The 18159-nt window shown below is 59.4% G+C and carries 20 protein-coding genes; 12 read left to right on the top strand and 8 right to left on the bottom strand.

Annotated features, from left to right (window positions below):
* Window position 1: 1 nt before the first annotated feature.
* From secF to AC07UB_RS02965, 3 genes are read left to right on the top strand one after another with little or no spacing between them, the layout of a single operon-like run.
* Window positions 2–1003 (top strand): protein translocase subunit SecF, encoded by a 1002-nt coding sequence (gene secF, locus AC07UB_RS02975; RefSeq protein ID WP_492789110.1) that lies wholly within the window; start codon window positions 2–4, stop codon window positions 1001–1003.
* Window positions 1003–1389: an Mth938-like domain-containing protein gene (locus tag AC07UB_RS02970; RefSeq protein ID WP_492789111.1), complete on the top strand. Its 387-nt coding sequence runs from the start codon at window positions 1003–1005 to the stop codon at window positions 1387–1389. The genes secF and AC07UB_RS02970 overlap by 1 nt, the downstream gene beginning before the upstream one ends.
* Window positions 1386–2231: a phytoene/squalene synthase family protein gene (locus tag AC07UB_RS02965; RefSeq protein ID WP_494652223.1), complete on the top strand. Its 846-nt coding sequence runs from the start codon at window positions 1386–1388 to the stop codon at window positions 2229–2231. The genes AC07UB_RS02970 and AC07UB_RS02965 overlap by 4 nt, the downstream gene beginning before the upstream one ends.
* Before the next feature lie 9 nt (window positions 2232–2240).
* Here the strand turns inward: AC07UB_RS02965 and AC07UB_RS02960 are convergent, their stop codons facing one another.
* Complete coding sequence (locus AC07UB_RS02960; RefSeq protein WP_494652224.1) at window positions 2241–3095, bottom strand: aldo/keto reductase; 855 nt, start codon at window positions 3093–3095, stop codon at window positions 2241–2243.
* 191 nt (window positions 3096–3286) lie between these two features.
* Here AC07UB_RS02960 and AC07UB_RS02955 point away from each other — a divergent pair, with 191 nt between their 5' ends.
* Together AC07UB_RS02955 and AC07UB_RS02950 are read left to right on the top strand one after the other, a co-directional pair.
* A complete protein-coding gene (locus tag AC07UB_RS02955) occupies window positions 3287–3466 on the top strand; it encodes a hypothetical protein (RefSeq protein WP_492789114.1) in 180 nt (59 codons plus the stop codon).
* A gap of 167 nt (window positions 3467–3633) precedes the next feature.
* Entirely contained in the window at window positions 3634–4344 is a 711-nt protein-coding gene (locus AC07UB_RS02950; protein WP_492789115.1) for an alpha/beta hydrolase, read from the top strand.
* Between the two features lie 249 nt (window positions 4345–4593).
* Here AC07UB_RS02950 and trmFO read toward each other — a convergent pair whose 3' ends face one another.
* Window positions 4594–6030 (bottom strand): methylenetetrahydrofolate--tRNA-(uracil(54)-C(5))-methyltransferase (FADH(2)-oxidizing) TrmFO, encoded by a 1437-nt coding sequence (gene trmFO, locus AC07UB_RS02945; RefSeq protein ID WP_494652226.1) that lies wholly within the window; start codon window positions 6028–6030, stop codon window positions 4594–4596.
* Window positions 6031–6177: 147 nt separating this feature from the next.
* Window positions 6178–6330, bottom strand: a complete 153-nt coding sequence (locus tag AC07UB_RS02940; protein WP_002711692.1) for a DUF1127 domain-containing protein — start codon at window positions 6328–6330, stop codon at window positions 6178–6180.
* Window positions 6331–7238: 908 nt separating this feature from the next.
* Here AC07UB_RS02940 and AC07UB_RS02935 point away from each other — a divergent pair.
* Window positions 7239–8267 carry a DUF1775 domain-containing protein gene (locus AC07UB_RS02935; protein WP_492789117.1) on the top strand — a complete coding sequence of 343 codons (1029 nt, stop codon included), beginning with the start codon at window positions 7239–7241 and terminating at the stop codon, window positions 8265–8267.
* Between the two features lie 73 nt (window positions 8268–8340).
* Here AC07UB_RS02935 and AC07UB_RS02930 read toward each other — a convergent pair whose 3' ends face one another.
* Entirely contained in the window at window positions 8341–9243 is a 903-nt protein-coding gene (locus AC07UB_RS02930) for a DUF2189 domain-containing protein (RefSeq protein ID WP_492789118.1), read from the bottom strand.
* 380 nt (window positions 9244–9623) lie between these two features.
* On the opposite strand from AC07UB_RS02930, the gene AC07UB_RS02925 reads away from it, so the two are divergent.
* A complete protein-coding gene (locus AC07UB_RS02925) occupies window positions 9624–9986 on the top strand; it encodes a DUF3597 domain-containing protein (RefSeq protein ID WP_492789119.1) in 363 nt (120 codons plus the stop codon).
* Window positions 9987–10226: 240 nt separating this feature from the next.
* Entirely contained in the window at window positions 10227–11018 is a 792-nt protein-coding gene (locus AC07UB_RS02920) for a fumarylacetoacetate hydrolase family protein (protein WP_492789120.1), read from the top strand.
* Between the two features lie 47 nt (window positions 11019–11065).
* On the opposite strand, the gene AC07UB_RS02915 is transcribed toward AC07UB_RS02920, so the two are convergent.
* Window positions 11066–11341 carry a GNAT family N-acetyltransferase gene (locus AC07UB_RS02915; protein WP_492789121.1) on the bottom strand — a complete coding sequence of 92 codons (276 nt, stop codon included), beginning with the start codon at window positions 11339–11341 and terminating at the stop codon, window positions 11066–11068.
* A 17-nt stretch (window positions 11342–11358) separates the two neighbouring features.
* Complete coding sequence (locus AC07UB_RS02910; protein WP_492789122.1) at window positions 11359–11634, bottom strand: GNAT family N-acetyltransferase; 276 nt, start codon at window positions 11632–11634, stop codon at window positions 11359–11361.
* A gap of 175 nt (window positions 11635–11809) precedes the next feature.
* Here AC07UB_RS02910 and AC07UB_RS02905 point away from each other — a divergent pair, with 175 nt between their 5' ends.
* Entirely contained in the window at window positions 11810–12217 is a 408-nt protein-coding gene (locus AC07UB_RS02905) for an SPW repeat protein (protein WP_492789123.1), read from the top strand.
* 190 nt (window positions 12218–12407) lie between these two features.
* Window positions 12408–12536 (top strand): hypothetical protein, encoded by a 129-nt coding sequence (locus AC07UB_RS02900; protein ID WP_006020649.1) that lies wholly within the window; start codon window positions 12408–12410, stop codon window positions 12534–12536.
* Window positions 12537–12586: 50 nt separating this feature from the next.
* Here AC07UB_RS02900 and uvrA read toward each other — a convergent pair whose 3' ends face one another.
* Window positions 12587–15571, bottom strand: coding sequence for an excinuclease ABC subunit UvrA (gene uvrA, locus AC07UB_RS02895; protein ID WP_492789124.1), 2985 nt, complete (start codon window positions 15569–15571; stop codon window positions 12587–12589).
* 278 nt (window positions 15572–15849) lie between these two features.
* Window positions 15850–16572, bottom strand: coding sequence for an outer membrane protein (locus AC07UB_RS02890; protein WP_492789125.1), 723 nt, complete (start codon window positions 16570–16572; stop codon window positions 15850–15852).
* A gap of 494 nt (window positions 16573–17066) precedes the next feature.
* On the opposite strand from AC07UB_RS02890, the gene AC07UB_RS02885 reads away from it, so the two are divergent.
* Window positions 17067–17558, top strand: a complete 492-nt coding sequence (locus tag AC07UB_RS02885; RefSeq protein WP_492789126.1) for a single-stranded DNA-binding protein — start codon at window positions 17067–17069, stop codon at window positions 17556–17558.
* Window positions 17559–17709: 151 nt separating this feature from the next.
* Window positions 17710–18114 (top strand): DUF2306 domain-containing protein, encoded by a 405-nt coding sequence (locus tag AC07UB_RS02880; RefSeq protein ID WP_492789127.1) that lies wholly within the window; start codon window positions 17710–17712, stop codon window positions 18112–18114.
* The last annotated feature ends 45 nt before the right edge of the window (window positions 18115–18159 follow it).

Below are 18159 nucleotides of genomic sequence, written 5' to 3'. Positions count from 1 at the left end.
TGTGACCCACACCATCATCATCGCGCTCGCCGTCTTCATCGTCGTCCTGACGGTGCTCAGCATTTATGGCGTGATTCCCGCGCTTCGCATCGTCCCCGACGAGACGAAGTTCGACTTCATGCAGTTTCGCCGCATCAGCTTTCCGATCTCGGCGCTGGCGTCGCTTCTGGCGATCGGCCTGTATTTCGCGCACGGATTGAACTTCGGCATCGACTTCAAGGGCGGCACGCTGCTGGAAATCCAGACCAAGTCGGGTCCGGCGGACATCGCGGCGTTGCGCGCGCAGTTGAACACGCTGAATTTCGGCGACGTCCAGCTTCAGCAGTTCGGCGGTCCCTCCGACGTTCTGATCCGCATCGCCGAACAACCCGGCGGCGATCAGGCGCAGCAGGCAGCCGTGCAGAAGGTTCGCCAGTTGCTGGGCGACAGCGTCGATTATCGCCGCGTCGAAGTGGTCGGGCCGCGCGTGTCGAGCGAGTTGCTGGCTTACGGCACCGTCGGCCTGATGCTCGCGATCGCAGGCATCTTCATCTATCTCTGGTTCCGGTTCGAGTGGCAGTTCTCGCTCGGCGCGATGATCGCCAACGTCCACGACATCGTGCTGACGCTGGGATTCATGTCGATCACCCAGATCGAATTCGACCTGACCAGCATCGCGGCGCTGCTCACCATTCTCGGCTATTCGCTCAACGATACGGTCGTCATCTATGATCGTATTCGCGAAATGCTGCGGCGTTACAAGAAAATGCCGATGACCGATCTGCTCAATACGTCGATCAACTCGACGCTGTCGCGCTCGATCATCACCCACGTCACCGTGACGCTGGCGTTGCTCGCGCTGCTGCTGTTCGGCGGCAAGGCGATCCACTCCTTCGCGGCGACGATGACCTTCGGCGTTGTGCTGGTTGGCACCTACACCTCGATCTTCATCGCGGCGCCGATCCTGATCTATCTCGGCGTGGGCGAAAACCGGGGCGGCGAGGACAAGCCGCCGAAACCCTGATGACCGATCACGAGCCGGACGCGCTGCACCTTCCGCGATCCGCGCCGATCGAAGCCTACGGCAACGGCGGATTTCGGTTCGCCGAGATGTCGCATCGCGGCTCGCTGCTGTGCCTGCCCGATGCGATCTGGGCATGGCCCGTCAGCGATCCGGCTCAGATCGATCGCTATTCACTGGCGCGCGTGTTCGAGAACGCGAATGCCATCGATACCCTGCTGATCGGAACGGGGAGCGGGGTCTGGATCGCGCCCGCGCCGCTGCGGAACGCCTTGCGGTCTGCGGGCATTGTCCTCGATACCATGCAGACCGGGCCCGCGATCCGCACCTACAACGTCATGATGGGTGAACGCCGGCGCGTCGCGGCCGCGCTGGTCGCGGTGCCATGAGCGCCCATGACGCCGAAGCGTTCTGCGCCGATCTGGTGCGCGCGCAGGATTTCAAAAGCTACGCCGCAAGCCTGTTCGTATCGCCTGAAGCGCGGCGGTCATGGCTGGCGCTGGCGGCCTTCAATGCCGAGGTCGCGCATGTCCGCGATCATGTCAGCCAGCCGTTGCCCGGCGAGATCCGCTTGCAGTGGTGGCGCGATGCACTGACCGCCGGCGGGCAGGGTGCGGTCGAAGGCAATCCCGTGGCGGCGGAATTGCTGCGCGCGATTTCGCTTCATGATCTTCCCGTCGAGACGTTCGTGCGCCTGATCGATGCGCACGTCTTCGATGTCTATGACGATCCGATGCCGGATATGGCGGCGCTGGAAGCGCATTGCCGCGACACGGCATCGGCACTCTACGCATTGCGCGCGCGCGTGCTCGGTGCGAATTCGCCCGAGATCACGCGCCTTGCCGAACATGCCGGCATTGCGGAAGGCCTGGTTGACGTGATGTTGGCGCTGCCACGACACGCTGCGCGGCGTCAGCTCTATCTGCCTGCCGATTTGATGAATCTCCACGGCGTGATGGCCGAGGAGGTTTTCCTGCATCAGGCAAACTCGCCTTTGAAAGAGGCGCTGGCGCATCTGCGCCGCGAGGCGGGCTCGCAGATGGATCACGCGCTGGCGATGCTGGCGGATACGCCTTCCGCTGCGCGCGTGGCCTTCCTGCCGCTTGCGACGGTCGGGAAGACGTTGGCCCGGCTGGAGACGGCCGATCCGTTCACGCCGCCGGCGCCGTCGCGGCTTCGCATCCTCTGGACGACGTGGCGCGCGGCGAGCGCGAAACCGTTCAGGGCGTAAAATTTACCTTCATCCCAGATCGGCTAAATCTTCCAGTGCAAGCCGGAGAGCGGCTGCACGCACGTTATCTTCCAGATGTTCGATCGATCGCGTGCCGGGTATTGGCAGCATGACCGGAGACTTGGTGAGCAGCCACGCAAGGGACAAGGATGCGTGAGTCAAACCGGAACGCGCGGCAACTTGCTTTATCTTGCGTGCCTTGAGGCCGCGTTTACCACCCAGCGGATACCAGGGCAGAAAAGCAATTCCAAGACGCTCGCAAGCGGCGAGCACGTCTTCGCTGGTTTGGTCTCGCAGGTTGTACATGTTTTGAACCGACACGATGGGCGTGATGGAGAGTGCCAATTCGAGTTGCGCCACCGTGACGTTTGAAATGCCAAGATGGCGAATTTTGCCTGTGCGCCGTAGTTCAGCGAGCGCTCCAACAGACTCACTAAATGGCACGTTGGGGTCGGGTGCATGAAGCTGATACAAATCGATGCGTTCCAGCCGCAAGCGCTGCAAGCTCCCTTCAACTGCCCGTCGCAAATGGTCGGGGCGGCCGTTTTCGACCCATGATCGGCGGTTCGGTCGCACTAAACCGCCTTTCGTGGCAATTACCAGATCTGGCGGATAGGGATACAGCGCCTGCGAGATCTGTAACTCGTTCGCCTCGGGGCCGTAGCTATCCGCAGTATCAATGAAGTTTACGCCAAGCTCGATGGCCTTATGTAGAACCCGGTTCGCGTGCCCTCGATCCCTTGGTCTTCCCCACGCTGAATCTCCGCAGAGGCGCATTGCGCCGAAGCCCAATCGATTAACCGTCAGATCGCCGAGGTTGATCGTGCCGGCGAGCGCGGCGTTTGGGTGGAGAGACTTTTCCATCCGCAACTCCATCGTGTCGGAAGCAAGATAGTTTGTCACGGATGCGACGATGAAACCATAGGCCGCACGAATCCGGCAACTCTGCCTTCGGCTTTGCAGAAGTCTGCCAACGCAACTTCCACATGGTGAGCGGCCGCGGCGTCTGTCACGATTCTCGTAAATTCGAGGTACCGAATTTTCGAGGTGATGACATGGCGACATCGAACAACGACAGGCACGTCGAGCGTGTCGGCAAGCTCCATTGGGCAGCGATCGGGCTGGCCATTTTGATGACTCTGGGGATACTTGCGCTAGCCGTCCGGGTCGAAAATGCCGGACCACCCAAACCGGACAGAAATCGAATCTTCGACAATTTGAAGTCGATGGACTGATAGCTTTCCAGGGACAGACAGTGCTGCCGGGGTTGCTACATCCTGATTATTGAACCGTTCGTGATCGATAGCAGGTATACGCCGGGTTTTCCCGGCGGTTCGATCCGGTATTCTTAAAAGCAATTACAAGGTCGAGTCTTTTGGGCATCACCGGGAGGTTTTCAGCAATGCGTATTTCAAGTCTTGCAGGCTGCTTGTTGCTCGCCGTTTCCATCCTCAACAACTCCGCCGTTCAGGCGGCGGCTGTCGACCAGAGCACGGTCTCGGTCGGCGGCGTGTCCGCGGCCCTGTTGAAACCCGCGCATCCGAGAGGTGGAATCATTCTGCTGGCCGGAGGCAGCGGCAACATCGGCGTCGGTCCCAATGGCACGATCGCCCGCACAGGCAATCAGCTGGTGCGCACGCGCGCCGCGTATGCCGCGCGCGGTTTCGCCGTGCTGGTTCCTGATTGCTGCGTCGATGTGGCCGCAGCCGTTCAATACATGCACAGCTTTGGAAAGGTCACGCTGGTCGGCACAAGCCGGGGCACGCAACGCGCGGGACAGGCGATCGCGGCGGGCGCGCGGCCCGACCGGCTGGTGCTGACCTCGGGCTTTCTCAGCAATGCCTCAGGAGGTTCGGACAACGTCATGAGCATGCTCGGCTCGCCTGCTGCGCTGCCGCCGACCCTGATCGTGCATCACCGGCAGGACGGTTGCGCGAAGACGTTGCCCGCAGGCGTGGCTCCGTTTGTTGCGTGGTCTCAGGGCAAGGCGCGCGTAGCCTGGCTTGATGGGGGCCAGAGCACCGGTGATCCGTGTGAAGCGTTTGCTCATCACGGCTTCGCCGGTCAGGATGGTCAGGTGGTGTCCACTGTTGCGGGATTCGCCGCGCGCTAAACGCTTGCCGGGTGTCCACCGATTTGAGACAGGCAACGCGCCGCTGCGTAGCAGTGTCGCGATGCTGTTCAAGGTCCGAATTGTTATTCGGACTTTACGTGTCAAGTCGTTTTCGGCGCAATGCGAGCGCTGAATCCGAATCCGATTGCGCGCCGCCATCCGGCCGCCACTTCGCCTTTTGCGGCGAAGTTCGTCACCAATTTTCCTTTTGAAAACGGCGCGACTTTTCACTGCGAGAGTTGCCGAAAACTATGCCGCGTCGGACACCCGCAGCGTCTCCGCAATCCAGCGATCGAGGTCCGCCAGCGCCCGCGCGCTCATCGCCTGCTTCTTCGCAACCGTCTTCTCATTGCCGCGCAGCCGCGTGCCGTCCGGCTTCTTTGTCGGCGGCGACGCCAGCGGCGGAAACAATCCGAAGTTAATGTTCATCGGCTGGAACGAGCGGGGACCCGCGTCGATGGTCTCGATATGCCCGCCGGTGATGTGTCCGAGCAGCGCACCGAGCGCGGTCGTCGGAGGCGGCGGTGCGATCTTGTTGCGCGTTGCGTCGGCCGCGGCGAACAGACCGGCGAGCAGGCCGACGCCTGCGGATTCCACGTAACCTTCGCATCCGGTCATCTGGCCTGCGAAGCGCAATCGCGGCTGCGCTTTCAGGCGCAACTGGGGATCGAGAAGTTGCGGAGAATTCAGGAAGGTGTTGCGATGCAGCCCGCCGAGCCGCGCGAACTCCGCGCCTTCAAGACCCGGAATGGTGCGGAATACCTGCGTCTGCGCGCCGTGCTTCAGCTTGGTCTGGAAGCCGACCATGTTGTAGAGCGTGCCGAGCTTGTTGTCCTGGCGCAGCTGCACGATGGCGTAGGCCTTCACCGTGGGATCGCGCGGATTGGTCAGGCCGACCGGCTTCATCGGTCCGTGGCGGAGCGTTTCATGTCCGCGTGCGGCCATGATTTCGATCGGCAGGCAGCCGTCGAAGTAGGGCGTGTTGGATTCCCATTCCTTGAAGTCGGTCTTTTCGCCTGCGATCAACGCGCCGACGAAGGCATCGTATTGTTCGCGCGTCATCGGGCAATTGATGTAATCGGCGCCGGTGCCGCCGGGACCGACCTTGTCGTAGCGCGACTGAAACCACGCGATGTCCATGTTGATGGAGTCACGATGCACGATCGGGGCGATGGCGTCGAAGAAGGCAAGGGCATCTTCGCCGGACAGGCTGCGGATCGCATCGGCCAGCGCGGGCGAGGTCAGCGGGCCGGTCGCGACGATGACGTTGCGCCATTCGTCCGGCGGCAGTCCTGCGATTTCCTCGCGGCGAATGTCGATCCGCGGATGCGCTTCGAGCGCGGCGCTGACGGCTGCGGAAAAGCCGTCCCGATCCACCGCGAGCGCGCCGCCGGCGGGCACCTGATTGGCGTCGGCGCTGCGCATGATGAGGGAGTTGAGCTTGCGAAGCTCCGCGTGCAGCAGGCCGACGGCATTGTTTGCGGCGTCGTCGGAACGGAACGAGTTGGAACAAACCAGTTCGGCGAGGCTGTCGGTGCGGTGCGCGTCGGTCGTCCGGATGGGGCGCATCTCATGCAGCACGACATCGATGCCGGCGTTGGCGATCTGCCACGCGGCTTCCGAACCGGCCAGTCCGCCGCCGACGACGTGGATGGTGTTTGCTTGTTCTTTTGATTGTGTTGTCATGGCTCACAACTAGAGCCGGTCAGGTCATGACGCAACGTCGATATGGGTCCGTCAGTCGTGATGAGCCGTTTGTCGTGTTGCGAGCCCCAGACACGACAACGCCCGCGCAGGGCGGGCGTAATCCGTTCGTGATGCAGTTTGCGGCGGTTAGCCGTTGTAGGCGCCCGCTGCAACCCGCTGGATGTCGGAGCGGTCAAGCCCGATATCGGCCAGTTCCCGATCGCTCAACTGGGACAGCTCAGCAACATTGCGCTGATAGTCGCGGAACGCCTGGATAGCGCGGATAAATGAGAGCAGCATGGTTTAGTCTCCTTCGTATTCGCGATTCAGCTCTTGGAGTAGCGTCATCGTTGGAACTGAATATAGGGGCAGATTCTGCGATGCAACACTGCGAATGCTGCGACGCAGCTAAACCATCAGCGCATGGCTTGCGTAAGAAGTGATTAATCTTTCAGCTAGGATTTGACTAAAGCAGGCAGCGAAGTTTTACTGCGGCGTCGGAAATAGGCTGATTTTAGACATGAATTTCATGTGCTTGCCATAAACTCAGCTTGATCATGAATGGCCAAGTTGACCGGTAACTCAGTAAGGGTTGTGGTTTTAGCTATGCTTTTATGGCACATCGCGTCAGGCAAGGCCAAGCGATTTGCACATATCGTTCCATGCGAGCGTAAAATCGAACAATAATTCATTTATTTGGTGATGCGGACACGCGCCTCCCAGTTCCGGCTGTTCCAGATCTTCGAATCGTAGACGTTCCAACGGCGGCGTGGCATAGCCGCTGGATGCGAAATCGACACTCTACTCGCAGACTGCTGCTGTCTCTGGCGCTCTCACAAGCGCTGGCGTTTCAAGCCCTGATTCTGGCGTGGAGCGGGGCGCAGGCTCTCGCGGGAGGGGGGACCGGCGCAATCGGAGCCATCTGCTCCGCCGCATCCGCGAGCAATAACGTCGGCGGTACCGAGCCGCCTAACAAGCCGGCCCAGCATCAGGACTGTCTAGCGGCCTGTACAGCCGGTCACACAGGCGCAACGCCGCCTGAGCCGGTCCTGTCGCTCTCTGATCCTGCAGTTTTTGGCCAGATATTCATGCCGGCCGAGGCGCCGCTGCTGGAACGATCCGGAGCACAGGCTTTTCTGGCGCGAGCTCCTCCGACGCTGACCTGAGACCTTATCCGGAATTCTCTCTCAGCATCATTCGAGGACAACATGATCATCAACTTCCGCAGCCCTCAGTGGCTGCTTGCCAGCGCTGGATTCACCGCTTTGGGCGTCATCGCTTCCCAGTCATCCGCGTTCGCACATGTCACGCTCGCGACCGGTGAGGCACGTGCCGGCACTTATTACAGGGCGGTGTTCCAGGTGCCGCACGGCTGCGACGGCACCGACACGAAAACAATCCGCATTCAAATTCCGGAAGGCGTGATCGGTGTGAAGCCGATGCCCAAGGCCGGCTGGACGCTCAACATCACGCGCGGCACTTACGCCAAGTCCTACACGAGCCACGGCAAGGTTGTGACCGAAGGGCCGAAGGAGGTGGTCTGGTCGGGAGGCTCTCTGTCGGACGACAACTACGACGAGTTCGTCTTCACGAGCTTCATCACCGATTTTCCCCCAGGGCAGGCGATCTATTTTCCAACATTTCAGCAGTGCGCAAAGGGTGAAGTCCGCTGGGACCAGATCGCACCGGCAGGACAGAACCCGCACGATCTAAAATCTCCCGCACCCATGTTGCGGATCGCGACCGATAACACGTCTGGCGCGTGGGGACATGCGGATCACGGCAACATGCAGGGCACGGGCGCGGCGCCGTCTTCCGCGGGCAGCGATATGCTCAAGGCAGGCGATCTGGTTGTAGCCACGCCGTGGACCCGCGCCACACCGGGCGGCGCCAAGATTGCGGGCGGTTATCTCAAGATTACCAACAACGGCAAGTCCGCCGATCGCCTCGTGAGCGCGGTTTCAGCCGGTGCGGACCGTGTAGAGATCCACCAGATGTCGATGACCGACGGGGTGATGAAGATGCGGCCGCTGCCGGACGGATTGATCATCAAGCCCGGGGAGACCGTCGAACTGAAACCGGGTGGCTTTCACATGATGTTCATGAACATCAAGCAATCGCTGAAACAGGGCGATAAACTGAAAGCGACATTGACGTTCGAGAAAGCAGGCAAGCTTGACGTGAGTTTTGACGTCAACGCGATCGGCGCAACAGGCGAGCCAGCGCATAAGCATTGAGCGGCACACACATATATAACGAGGTACGGGCTGAGCCTTCAGGCTCGGCCCGTGACGCTCCTCAACGAAAACTTTATCGATCCTTGCGGCCCCACGAAAACAGGTTGACGGGGAAATCCGCCGCATAGCGCCGCGTCTTCTGTTGTGGCGGCGGTTCATATGGCATCGTCACAGGTTCGATCACCCTGCGGTAGAGGTGCCAGGTGGCATGACCGAGCACTGGGATGACGACTGTCAATCCGAGGAAGAAGGGCACTGTTCCAGCAACCAGCAATGCAGCGACGATCAAGCCCCATGCGGCCATCGGAATCGGATTTTGCACCACCGCCCGAACCGAGGTGAGCATCGCATCCATTGCACTGGCGTGACGATCAAGCATCAGTGGAAACGAAACGACGCTGATGCAAAGTGCTACGAGTGCGAACAGGAAGCCGACGCCGCAGCCGACCACGATCAGTTTCTGGCCTTCGGACGTTGTAAGAACGCGATGAAAGAAGTCGGGGAAGCTTGAAGCTGGCGCATAACCGAACGTCGCGCTGTAGATCGATTGCGCGGCCGCGAGCCATACCAGGAACAGGACAAGAAGGAGCGCGCCGAAAACTAGCATGGCGCCGATGGATGGCGATCGCAGCACGCTCAACGCATGGGACGCAGTTGGCACCTGTCCCTGTTCGCGCCGTCTGCTGAGATCGTAAAATCCGAGAGCCGCGAACGGTCCCAGCAGCGCGAAACCGGCGGCGAGCGGAAACAGCAGTGGCAGGATCGAATAACCGAGGACGGTCCGCGCCAGCACAATTCCGAGCACCGGATAAATCAGCGCCAGCAGCACGGCGTGAGTGGGGACGGCTTTGAAGTCCTCCCATCCCAGACGGAGCGCGTCTTTTAGGTCTGCTAGATAGATTGTTCGAACGGTGTATCTCGCAGGATCGGACGCGAGCGGAAGCGTATTGATGTGTGTGGACGCTGGGTTGCTCATGGTGGCTATCTCCTAATCACACAGCGTTTATGACGCTGTGATTGCTCGTAAGGTGCACCGTGCGAGCCTCGAGGTTATCACGAACGCTAAAAAGAACATCTGCGAAAGCATCACGATTGCTTGCCGGCAACGACGAAGCAAACGCAGCAAAATTTCGGGGAGAGCCAACTCAACAGGTAAAGCGGATTCGTCCGCTTCTGTACATTGTGGCACCTTTTTGGCGCAATTGACTCAAATCGCTACGGAGTGAGGTCATCTCCTGCATTGGCAAGTCGTGACCGGGCGTCTACACTCTTTTGTGACCGGTGAGGCGCAGCCGGGGTAGCGGGGAAGAGGCGTCAATCAAGATCCACCAACGACGGGTTATCGGGAGTTTTATAATGAGCATTTTTGGAAAGATCATGGGCGCGATTTTCGGCACCAAGGCCGAAGCTGCTGAGCCCGCCGGCGGTGCTGGTTCTGCTGCTGGAGGCGCGGGCGTGCCGATGGTTGATGTCGCGCCGATCCTCGACAAAGCCGTTGCTGCCAAGGGCGAGAAGCTCGAATGGCGTACTTCGATTGTGGACCTGATGAAGGCTCTCGATATTGATTCGAGCCTGGGCGCCCGCAAGGAACTCGCGAAGGAATTGAAGTACGACGGCGACACCAACGATTCTGCCAAGATGAACATCTGGTTGCACAAGCAGGTGATGACCAAGCTTGCAGCCAATGGCGGCAAGTTGCCGGATGATCTCAAGCACTAAACCGCTCACGCTTGAATTCTTGAAAGGCCCGCCATTGGCGGGTCTTTTTCGTTGCACCGCACGCAAAAGCTTTCTGCGAACTCCCTATCCAAATCGCTGGTACCGGAATACAAAATGCCAGCGCCGTCTTCGTGGATGTCACGAGGCCGTAACACGGCGCGATCAAGCCGCATCTCGGGAGGGTGCGGTAGGTTCGAGATTACCAAAACCCGCGCAAAGTCCGCAGAACAGGGAATAGACATGACCGAACTCAATCGCAGGAACATTCTCGCCGGAGGTGCCGCCGCTCTGGCCGGCACTGTCACGCTCGGCGACGCCGCGCAGGCGCAAGTCGGCGCGAAGGCAATATTTCCAGTGGCGCAGACGACGATACCCATTGTCGGCGTGAAGGAGGTGTTTCCTGTCCGCCGCATCTACTGTATCGGCCGCAATTACGCGGCGCACTCGCGGGAGATGGGATCCGACCCGACGCGGGAGCCTCCGTTTTTCTTCCAGAAACCGACCGACGCTATTCAAAACGTCGCGATAGGCGCTGTTGGCGATCATCCTTATCCGCCGCTCACCAAGAACTATCACTATGAAGTCGAACTGGTGGCCGCGCTGAAATCAGGAGGCGCCAACATCTCGCCGGAGAAGGCGCTCGATTGCGTCTACGGGTATGCGCTCGGTCTCGATATGACCCGCCGCGATCTGCAACGCGCAATGGGTGACCAGAAGAAGCCGTGGGAGATCGGCAAGAGCTTCGACCATTCTGCTGTGCTCGGCCCGATCCACCCGGTGACCAAGACCGGCCATTTTACCAAGGGAGCCATCTCACTCGCAGTGAATGGTACGGTGAAACAGAGCTCCGACCTCAGCAACATGATCTGGAGCGTGGCGGAACAAATCTCGAAACTGTCGGAAGCTTGTGAGTTGAAAGCAGGCGACATCATCTATTCCGGCACGCCGGAAAATGTGGGCCCTGTCGTGAAGGGCGATGTTGTGCTTTGCAAGCTGGCAGGCTTGCCGGATATGTCGATCAAGATCGTCTGACAGCGGCAATTGATAAGAAGAGCCCGCTAAATAGCGGGCTCTTTTCGTTAAGCTGCGAGATCGGAAAACTCCGGATGCTTGTTGAGATAGTCGACGACGAATCCGCAACCAGCCACGACTTTCAAATTCTCGCCGCGTATCTGCTCCAACGCACCTTGCACCAGTTTCGATGCGATGCCGCGTCCGCGCAGCGCGTGGGGCGTCTCGGTATGGGTAATGATCACCTTACCCGGGATAAGGCGGTAGTTGGCGAACGCGATTGCGCCATCAACGTCGAGCTCGTAACGGCCGAGAGCGGTATTGTTGCGGACAGTCTGATTCATGGATGAGCGTCTCGTCGTTATTTCAGCAGATCAGCGTACTCGGTGTGTTTTTCTATGTAAGCTTTCACGAACGGGCACCGGGGCACGATCTTTAACCCCGCTGCGCGCACCTGATCGAGCGCTCCCTTGATGAGTTTCGATCCGACGCCCTTGCCTTCGAGTTCTTTCGGTACCTTGGTGTGGATGAACGTAATGACGCCATCTGCGACTTCGTAGTATGTCGCGGCTATATGGCCTTCGACATTCAGTTCGTAGCGCTTCTGGGCCGGGTTGTTCTGGACTGTCTCGGTCATTGTCTGCTTTCTCGATCCTAGGGAGCAACAAAATCGCCCTGGCGGGTCTTGTAAAGACCTGCGGGATTCATACGTCAATTGCAGACATACTCCGATGCGGCCCAAATGGTCGTATTAAGTCGGAATGTGAGGCCCACGGGCCGCCGGCGTATGCCTCTTACAAGGAGGTTTTACAATGTCTGGCACTCGGTTTTTCGAAACTCATCGGACATGGGAAGATTGGTTCGGCATGGCGATGGGCCTGCTGATCGTCCTCTCGCCATGGATCACTGGCGAAGCGAACCATGGACTTGGCCAGCAGTCGGAGCCGGGATTAGCAATTCTAAATGCGGTCCTGGCCGGTGTCCTCGTATTTGGCCTTGCCCAGATGGAGTATATTGCGCTCCGGCGTTGGGAAGAGGCGGGTGAGATGGTGCTCGGCCTGTGGCTCGTCGTCTCGCCTTACGTCCTCGGCTATGCGAGCGACGGCGTGCTCAGATTCTGGCACACCGGCCTTGGTGGCTTCGTAATCCTGCTGGCGGCCTTGAAGCTTTGGCAGGATTGGGATTTGACGGACCAAGATCTTGCCCGCCACGGGCAATGAGGCCTTGAGGCGCGCGGAAAATGTTCGCGCCAGATGAACTGGTGACTTGCCGGCTCTTGATCGAGCCGGCAGGTCTCCATCATCGCTGCGGCATCACTATGCCGCATGATCTCCGAATAACGGCGCCTTGTGAATCATACGTGCTATGATCGCCGTCGCGCATGACGCATTTCGAAACCTGGACAGTCTGATGGCGAATGAAAAAGGCCCCAACATCAAGAAGAAGCAGAAGTGCAAGAATTGCGAAGGCAAGGGCTTGTTGAAGAAAGGCGATAAGGTTGTGACCTGCCAGCGATGCAAGGGCACGGGCGTGAGATGACCGCTTTCGCGGTCATTCGTTAGTGCATTTGCCGTCTCACACCGGCCGTCTCACTCCGCCGCTTCCTCCGCATCACGGATTTTTCCGGCGCGGCCCTTTTTGAGGACCGGTGCCAGGAACTTTCCGGTATAGCTGCGGGGCGCCTTGACGATGTCTTCCGGCGGACCCCATGCGACGATTTCGCCGCCGCCGTCGCCGCCTTCGGGTCCAAGATCGATTACCCAATCGGCCGTCTTGATGACCTCGAGGTTATGCTCGATCACGACCACAGTGTTGCCTTGTGCGACGAGTTCGTGAAGCACCTCAAGCAACTTGGCGACGTCATGGAAATGCAGGCCCGTGGTCGGCTCGTCGAGAATATAGAGCGTGCGGCCGGTCGCGCGCTTGCTGAGTTCCTTGGCGAGCTTGACGCGCTGGGCTTCGCCGCCTGACAGCGTTGTCGCCTGCTGACCGACATGGATGTAGCCCAGGCCGACGCGCTGCAACGTCTTGAACGTTTCCCGCACGCGCGGCACGGCCTTGAAGAAATCGGCAGCTTCATCGACCGTCATGTCGAGCACGTCGGCGATGGATTTGCTCTTGAACAGCACGTCCAACGTTTCGCGGTTGTAGCGCTTGCCTTTGCAAGTATCGCAAGTCACGTACACGTCCGGCAGGAAATGCATCTCGATCTTGATCAGGCCGTCGCCCTGGCACGCCTCGCAGCGACCGCCCTTCACGTTGAATGAGAAGCGCCCGGGCTCGTAACCGCGCGCCTTGGATTCCGGCAGGCCGGCGAACCATTCGCGGATCGGTGTGAACGCGCCGGTATAGGTCGCGGGATTGGAGCGCGGCGTGCGCCCGATCGGCGATTGATCGATGTCGATGATCTTGTCGATATGCTCAAGCCCTTCGATGCGATCGTGCGGGGCAGGGCCTTCCGACGCATTGTTGAGCTTGCGCGCGATCGCCTTGTAGAGCGTATCGATCAGCAGCGTGGATTTTCCGCCGCCGGATACGCCGGTGACGCAGGTGAATAGTCCAAGCGGAATCTCTGCCGACACGTTCTTGAGGTTGTTGCCGCGCGCGTTGATCACCTTGATGGTACGGCGATGATTGGGCGGCCGCCGCTCCGGGATAGGAACGAACATCTCTCCGGTGAGATATTTTCCGGTGATCGACTTCGGATTGTCCATCACCTGCTGCGGCGTGCCTTGGGCGACGATGTTGCCGCCATGCACGCCGGCGCCGGGACCAACGTCCACGACGTAGTCGGCGGTCTCGATGGCGTCTTCATCGTGCTCAACCACGATGACCGTGTTGCCGAGGTCGCGCAGCCGCCGCAGCGTATCGAGGAGACGTGCGTTGTCGCGCTGGTGCAAGCCGATGGAGGGCTCGTCAAGCACATACAACACGCCGGTCAGACCGGAACCGATCTGCGATGCCAGGCGGATACGCTGGCTTTCGCCGCCAGAGAGTGTTCCGGACGCGCGTGCCAGCGTCAGATAATTCAGGCCGACGTCGAGCAGGAACGACAACCGTTCGCGAATCTCCTTCAAAATCCGCGCGGCGATCTCGTTCTGTTGCTTGTTCAGTTGTTTCGGAACGGTCTCGAACCATTCCCCGGCACGCAGCACGGAGAGTTCCGAAATCTCGCCGATGTGCTTGCCGCCGATCTTGACGCACAGCGCTTCCGGCTTCAGCCGATGGCCGTGACAGGCCTCGCAGGGAACATCGCTGAAATACTTGCCGAGTTCCTCGCGCGCCCACTCGCTTTCCGTCTCACGAAAGCGGCGCTCGATGTTGGTGACAACACCCTCGAACGGCTTCTTGGTGTCGTAAGAGCGCACGCCGTCCTCATAAGAGAACTTGATCTCGTCGTCACCGGAGCCAAAGAGGATCGCGTTTTGCGTTTTCTTAGGCAAATCCTTCCACTTGGTGTCGAGCGTGAATTTGTAGAACTTGCCGAGCGCCGTCAGCGTCTGGATATAATAAGGTGATGACGACTTCGCCCACGGCGCAATCGCGCCCTTGCGTAGCGTTGCGTCCTTGTCGGGAATCACCAGTTCGGCATCGATATGCTGTTCGACCCCGAGGCCGCCACATTTCGGGCAGGCGCCGTAAGGGTTGTTGAATGAGAACAGCCGCGGTTCGATCTCTGGAATCGTGAAGCCGGACACGGGACACGCGAATTTCTCGGAGAACAGGATCCGCTCCGGGCCGCTTTTGTCGTGAATTTTCGCGGTTTTCTTGTCCGCCTTTTTGTCGGGGACTGGTGTGCTTCCGCCAGGCGCGTCCGCAAACTCAACGACCGCGAGGCCCTCGGCGAGCTTCAACGCGGTTTCGAACGATTCGGCGAGCCGCTGCGCCATGTCCGGGCGCACGACGATGCGGTCGACCACCACATCGATGTCATGAGGGAATTTTTTGTCCAGCGTCGGCGCTTCGGCCAACTCGTAAAACGTCCCGTCGATCTTGACCCGCTGGAACCCTTTCTTGAGATATTCCGCCAGTTCTTTCCTGTACTCGCCCTTGCGGCCACGCACGACCGGCGCCAGCAGATAAAGGCGCGTGCCTTCCGGCAGAGCCAGAACCCGGTCGACCATCTGGGAGACGATCTGGCTTTCGATGGGAAGTCCTGTTGCCGGCGAATAGGGAATGCCGACACGTGCCCACAGCAGGCGCATGTAGTCGTATATTTCGGTGACAGTTCCGACCGTGGAGCGAGGATTCTTGGATGTTGTCTTCTGCTCGATGGAAATAGCCGGCGATAGACCGTCGATCTGATCGACGTCAGGTTTCTGCATCATTTCCAGAAACTGGCGGGCATATGCCGACAGCGATTCAACGTAGCGGCGCTGGCCCTCGGCGTAGATCGTATCGAAGGCGAGGGAGGATTTTCCGGAGCCGGACAGGCCAGTGAAAACCACGAGCTTGTCGCGCGGAATTTCAAGATCGACGTTCTTCAGATTGTGTTCGCGCGCGCCGCGAATCGTAATGGCCCGCATGCTCGATCCAGCAGTCGATTTGCGAGCCGCCTTGATGACTTCGTCCATTGGGAGTTCCGATAGCCCGTTGTGCGCAAAAGCGACGTTGTCTCCGGAAACGCGAGGCGGCGCTTGCCGGTTGCCTGTTGTCGTCAGATTTCTGTGTCCGGAACATAGGAAGAACGGGGTGGGATTTCCAGTCCTGTTCGCAAGTCATCAACGATTTGCTGTGTCGGCGGAAAATCGGGCGCCAAATGCCCCGAACAGCCAAACAAAAAGGCCGGCTCAGAGAGCCGGCCTTCTGTCGTCCTGAAAAATTCAGGCAGAGTTAGTCAGGTCTGCGAAGATCAGTACTTCGCGACGACCGGGCCACCCCAGTTGAAGTGATAGTTCACGCCAACCTTCACAGTGTGGAGGTCGTCCTTGTAGGTGAGCGTGCCAGGAGCGACGCCAGCCGACACGAACGTGGTGTCTGCGAAGTTGTAGTACTGGTATTCGATCTTCGCCGACCAAGCGGGGGCGAACATGTATTCCAGACCACCACCGACGGTGTAGCCGGTCGATTCGCGGTTGGTCACGCCCGGCAGGAAGCCAGCGGTTGCAGCAAGGCCGTTGTCGTCACGGAATGCAACACCGCCCTTGGCGTAGATCAGGCCCGGACCCCAGGTGTAGCCGAGGCGGCCGGTGACCGAAGCGAGCCAATCCGAACGATCGCGCAGGGTGTTGGCACCGTTCGAGAACGTGCGGTCGTTGTTCGACAGCGCGCTGATCTGGCCTTCGATACCGATCAGCCAGTTCGGAGCGAACTGGTAGTCAGCACCGATCTGACCGCCGCCGAGGAACGCAGCGTCGCGGCTCGAGCCGGTGAGGCCAACGATGCTGGTCGCGAAGGCGTCGTCGCCACCGAAGGCGGCGCCGATGTGCGCACCGACGTAGATGCCCGACCAGTTGTAAACAGGCGCGGCGTAAACGGGTGCCTTGGTGTAGGTGCGAGCTGGCAGGTCAGCAGCGACCGCCGATGCAGTACCGAGGGCAATGAAGGCCACGGTGCCGAGCAAGAACTTCTTCATCTCATCTTCTCCAGTTTTAAATCCGCTTCGATTTATCGAAGCAGTTATCCAAGGCGCGTACGCAGTGGGATTCTCGATTTCGTGGTCGGAATATACTCGGTCCTGCTGAAAAAGCCGTCTCCGAAATGCAACACTCGAAAGCGAAGTGCAGCCAGCCTAAGACAAGGAATCAGTTGGGTTATTCGTCCTGAGAGTTCCATGATTCGATCACGTTTTCGTCACTTTTCAGGAACCGCTGACCAACATTCTTTTGTCTATCAAAGGGTTCCCTTTTGAGTTCCGCTTGCGCCGGAACAAAAAGAGTACATATTGTGTCTGCAATAAAGATTGCTTCCGTGTGTGGATAACCGTGGAGGCGGCATCGTTGCAGGGGCGGGAGCGTATAGGGTCGTCCTTGAAGCGGGCACATCCCTTTATTGGGATCGCCGTCCCGCGAACATAAATCCTCGCAGATTCGGGCGCACCGTATGCGTGCGCGAAAGTGGAGAACGGCAATGGCGGGAAGCGTCAATAAAGTCATTCTGGTTGGAAATCTCGGCGCCGACCCTGAAATCAAGCGAACGCAGGACGGCCGTCCAATCGCGAATCTCAGCGTCGCGACGTCGGACACGTGGCGCGACAAGAATACCGGCGAGCGCAAAGAGAAGACTGAGTGGCATCGCGTCGTCATCTTCAGCGAAGGTCTCTGCAAGATCGCCGAGCAGTATCTGAAGAAGGGTGCCAAGGTTTATCTTGAAGGCCAGTTGCAGACGCGCAAGTGGCAGGACAAGGACGGCAAGGATCGCTATTCGACCGAAGTCGTTCTGCAGAACTTCAATTCAACGCTGACGATGCTGGACGGCAAGAGCGGCGGCGGCGGTTCGTTCGGAGCTGAAGAGGGCGGCGGCGACTTCGGATCGTCCGGTCCTTCACGTTCGGCACCGCCTCGTCGCGTGGCGGCCGGCGGCGGCCGCAACGATGACATGAACGACGATATTCCGTTCTAAGTCGGTTCGTCTTTGATTGGATAACGCGAGGACCGGTGAGATTTACCGGTCCTCAGTTTTCGATGCCTCTTAAGTTAGGACAGCAGGGCTGCACGACGCCTTCTGTTGAATTTCATTTTCAAGTCTGCGTTACTTTGCCCGGAGACAGTCGATGAGCCTGGCGCCGCTGCTCGATGCGCCCATGGTCATCCAGTTGCACGCTTTCGCTGCGGTAGCTGCGATTGGGCTCGGCATTATTCAGTTTGCATCCACGAAGGGCACGCTGCCACACCGGACATTGGGCTGGATCTGGGTTGGGCTGATGGTGACTGTTGCAGTCAGCTCGTTCTGGATACATGGCCGTCAGATTAAACTGGGCGGGCCATGGAGCCCCATCCATCTGCTGTCAATCTTCAGCCTGATCATGCTTCCGCTCGGTGTCTGGTACGCGCACAGGCATCGCGTGAGGGGGCATCGCATCACGATGATTTCGATTTTCACGGGCGGACTGGTGATCGCGGGATTGTTCACGTTCGTGCCCGGCCGCATCATGCACGCGGTCGCATTTGGCCCATAGCGCTTGCGCGGAGGCCTACTTTTCCGCCCTGAAAACACGCAATCG

It is taken from the genome of Afipia sp. GW821-FHT04G03 (assembly GCF_059419985.1).
Note: the sequence above shows the minus strand (reverse complement) of the source record. Positions and strands in the feature narration are given on the sequence as shown.

Bases quoted from the DNA above. Each gene is read 5' to 3' on its own strand.
- AC07UB_RS02915 (WP_492789121.1), bottom strand. From the start codon at position 11,341: ATGAATCAGACTGTCCGCAACAATACCGCTCTCGGCCGTTACGAGCTC.
- AC07UB_RS02905 (WP_492789123.1), top strand. From the start codon at position 11,810: ATGTCTGGCACTCGGTTTTTCGAAACTCATCGGACATGGGAAGATTGG.
- AC07UB_RS02910 (WP_492789122.1), bottom strand. From the start codon at position 11,634: ATGACCGAGACAGTCCAGAACAACCCGGCCCAGAAGCGCTACGAACTG.
- AC07UB_RS02925 (WP_492789119.1), top strand. From the start codon at position 9,624: ATGAGCATTTTTGGAAAGATCATGGGCGCGATTTTCGGCACCAAGGCC.
- AC07UB_RS02970 (WP_492789111.1), top strand. From the start codon at position 1,003: ATGACCGATCACGAGCCGGACGCGCTGCACCTTCCGCGATCCGCGCCG.
- AC07UB_RS02930 (WP_492789118.1), bottom strand. From the start codon at position 9,243: ATGAGCAACCCAGCGTCCACACACATCAATACGCTTCCGCTCGCGTCC.
- AC07UB_RS02940 (WP_002711692.1), bottom strand. From the start codon at position 6,330: ATGCTGCTCTCATTTATCCGCGCTATCCAGGCGTTCCGCGACTATCAG.
- AC07UB_RS02885 (WP_492789126.1), top strand. From the start codon at position 17,067: ATGGCGGGAAGCGTCAATAAAGTCATTCTGGTTGGAAATCTCGGCGCC.
- AC07UB_RS02955 (WP_492789114.1), top strand. From the start codon at position 3,287: ATGGCGACATCGAACAACGACAGGCACGTCGAGCGTGTCGGCAAGCTC.
- uvrA (WP_492789124.1), bottom strand. From the start codon at position 15,571: ATGGACGAAGTCATCAAGGCGGCTCGCAAATCGACTGCTGGATCGAGC.
- AC07UB_RS02960 (WP_494652224.1), bottom strand. From the start codon at position 3,095: ATGGAAAAGTCTCTCCACCCAAACGCCGCGCTCGCCGGCACGATCAAC.
- AC07UB_RS02900 (WP_006020649.1), top strand. From the start codon at position 12,408: ATGGCGAATGAAAAAGGCCCCAACATCAAGAAGAAGCAGAAGTGCAAG.
- AC07UB_RS02920 (WP_492789120.1), top strand. From the start codon at position 10,227: ATGACCGAACTCAATCGCAGGAACATTCTCGCCGGAGGTGCCGCCGCT.
- AC07UB_RS02935 (WP_492789117.1), top strand. From the start codon at position 7,239: ATGATCATCAACTTCCGCAGCCCTCAGTGGCTGCTTGCCAGCGCTGGA.
- trmFO (WP_494652226.1), bottom strand. From the start codon at position 6,030: ATGACAACACAATCAAAAGAACAAGCAAACACCATCCACGTCGTCGGC.
- AC07UB_RS02950 (WP_492789115.1), top strand. From the start codon at position 3,634: ATGCGTATTTCAAGTCTTGCAGGCTGCTTGTTGCTCGCCGTTTCCATC.
- AC07UB_RS02965 (WP_494652223.1), top strand. From the start codon at position 1,386: ATGAGCGCCCATGACGCCGAAGCGTTCTGCGCCGATCTGGTGCGCGCG.
- AC07UB_RS02880 (WP_492789127.1), top strand. From the start codon at position 17,710: ATGAGCCTGGCGCCGCTGCTCGATGCGCCCATGGTCATCCAGTTGCAC.
- AC07UB_RS02890 (WP_492789125.1), bottom strand. From the start codon at position 16,572: ATGAAGAAGTTCTTGCTCGGCACCGTGGCCTTCATTGCCCTCGGTACT.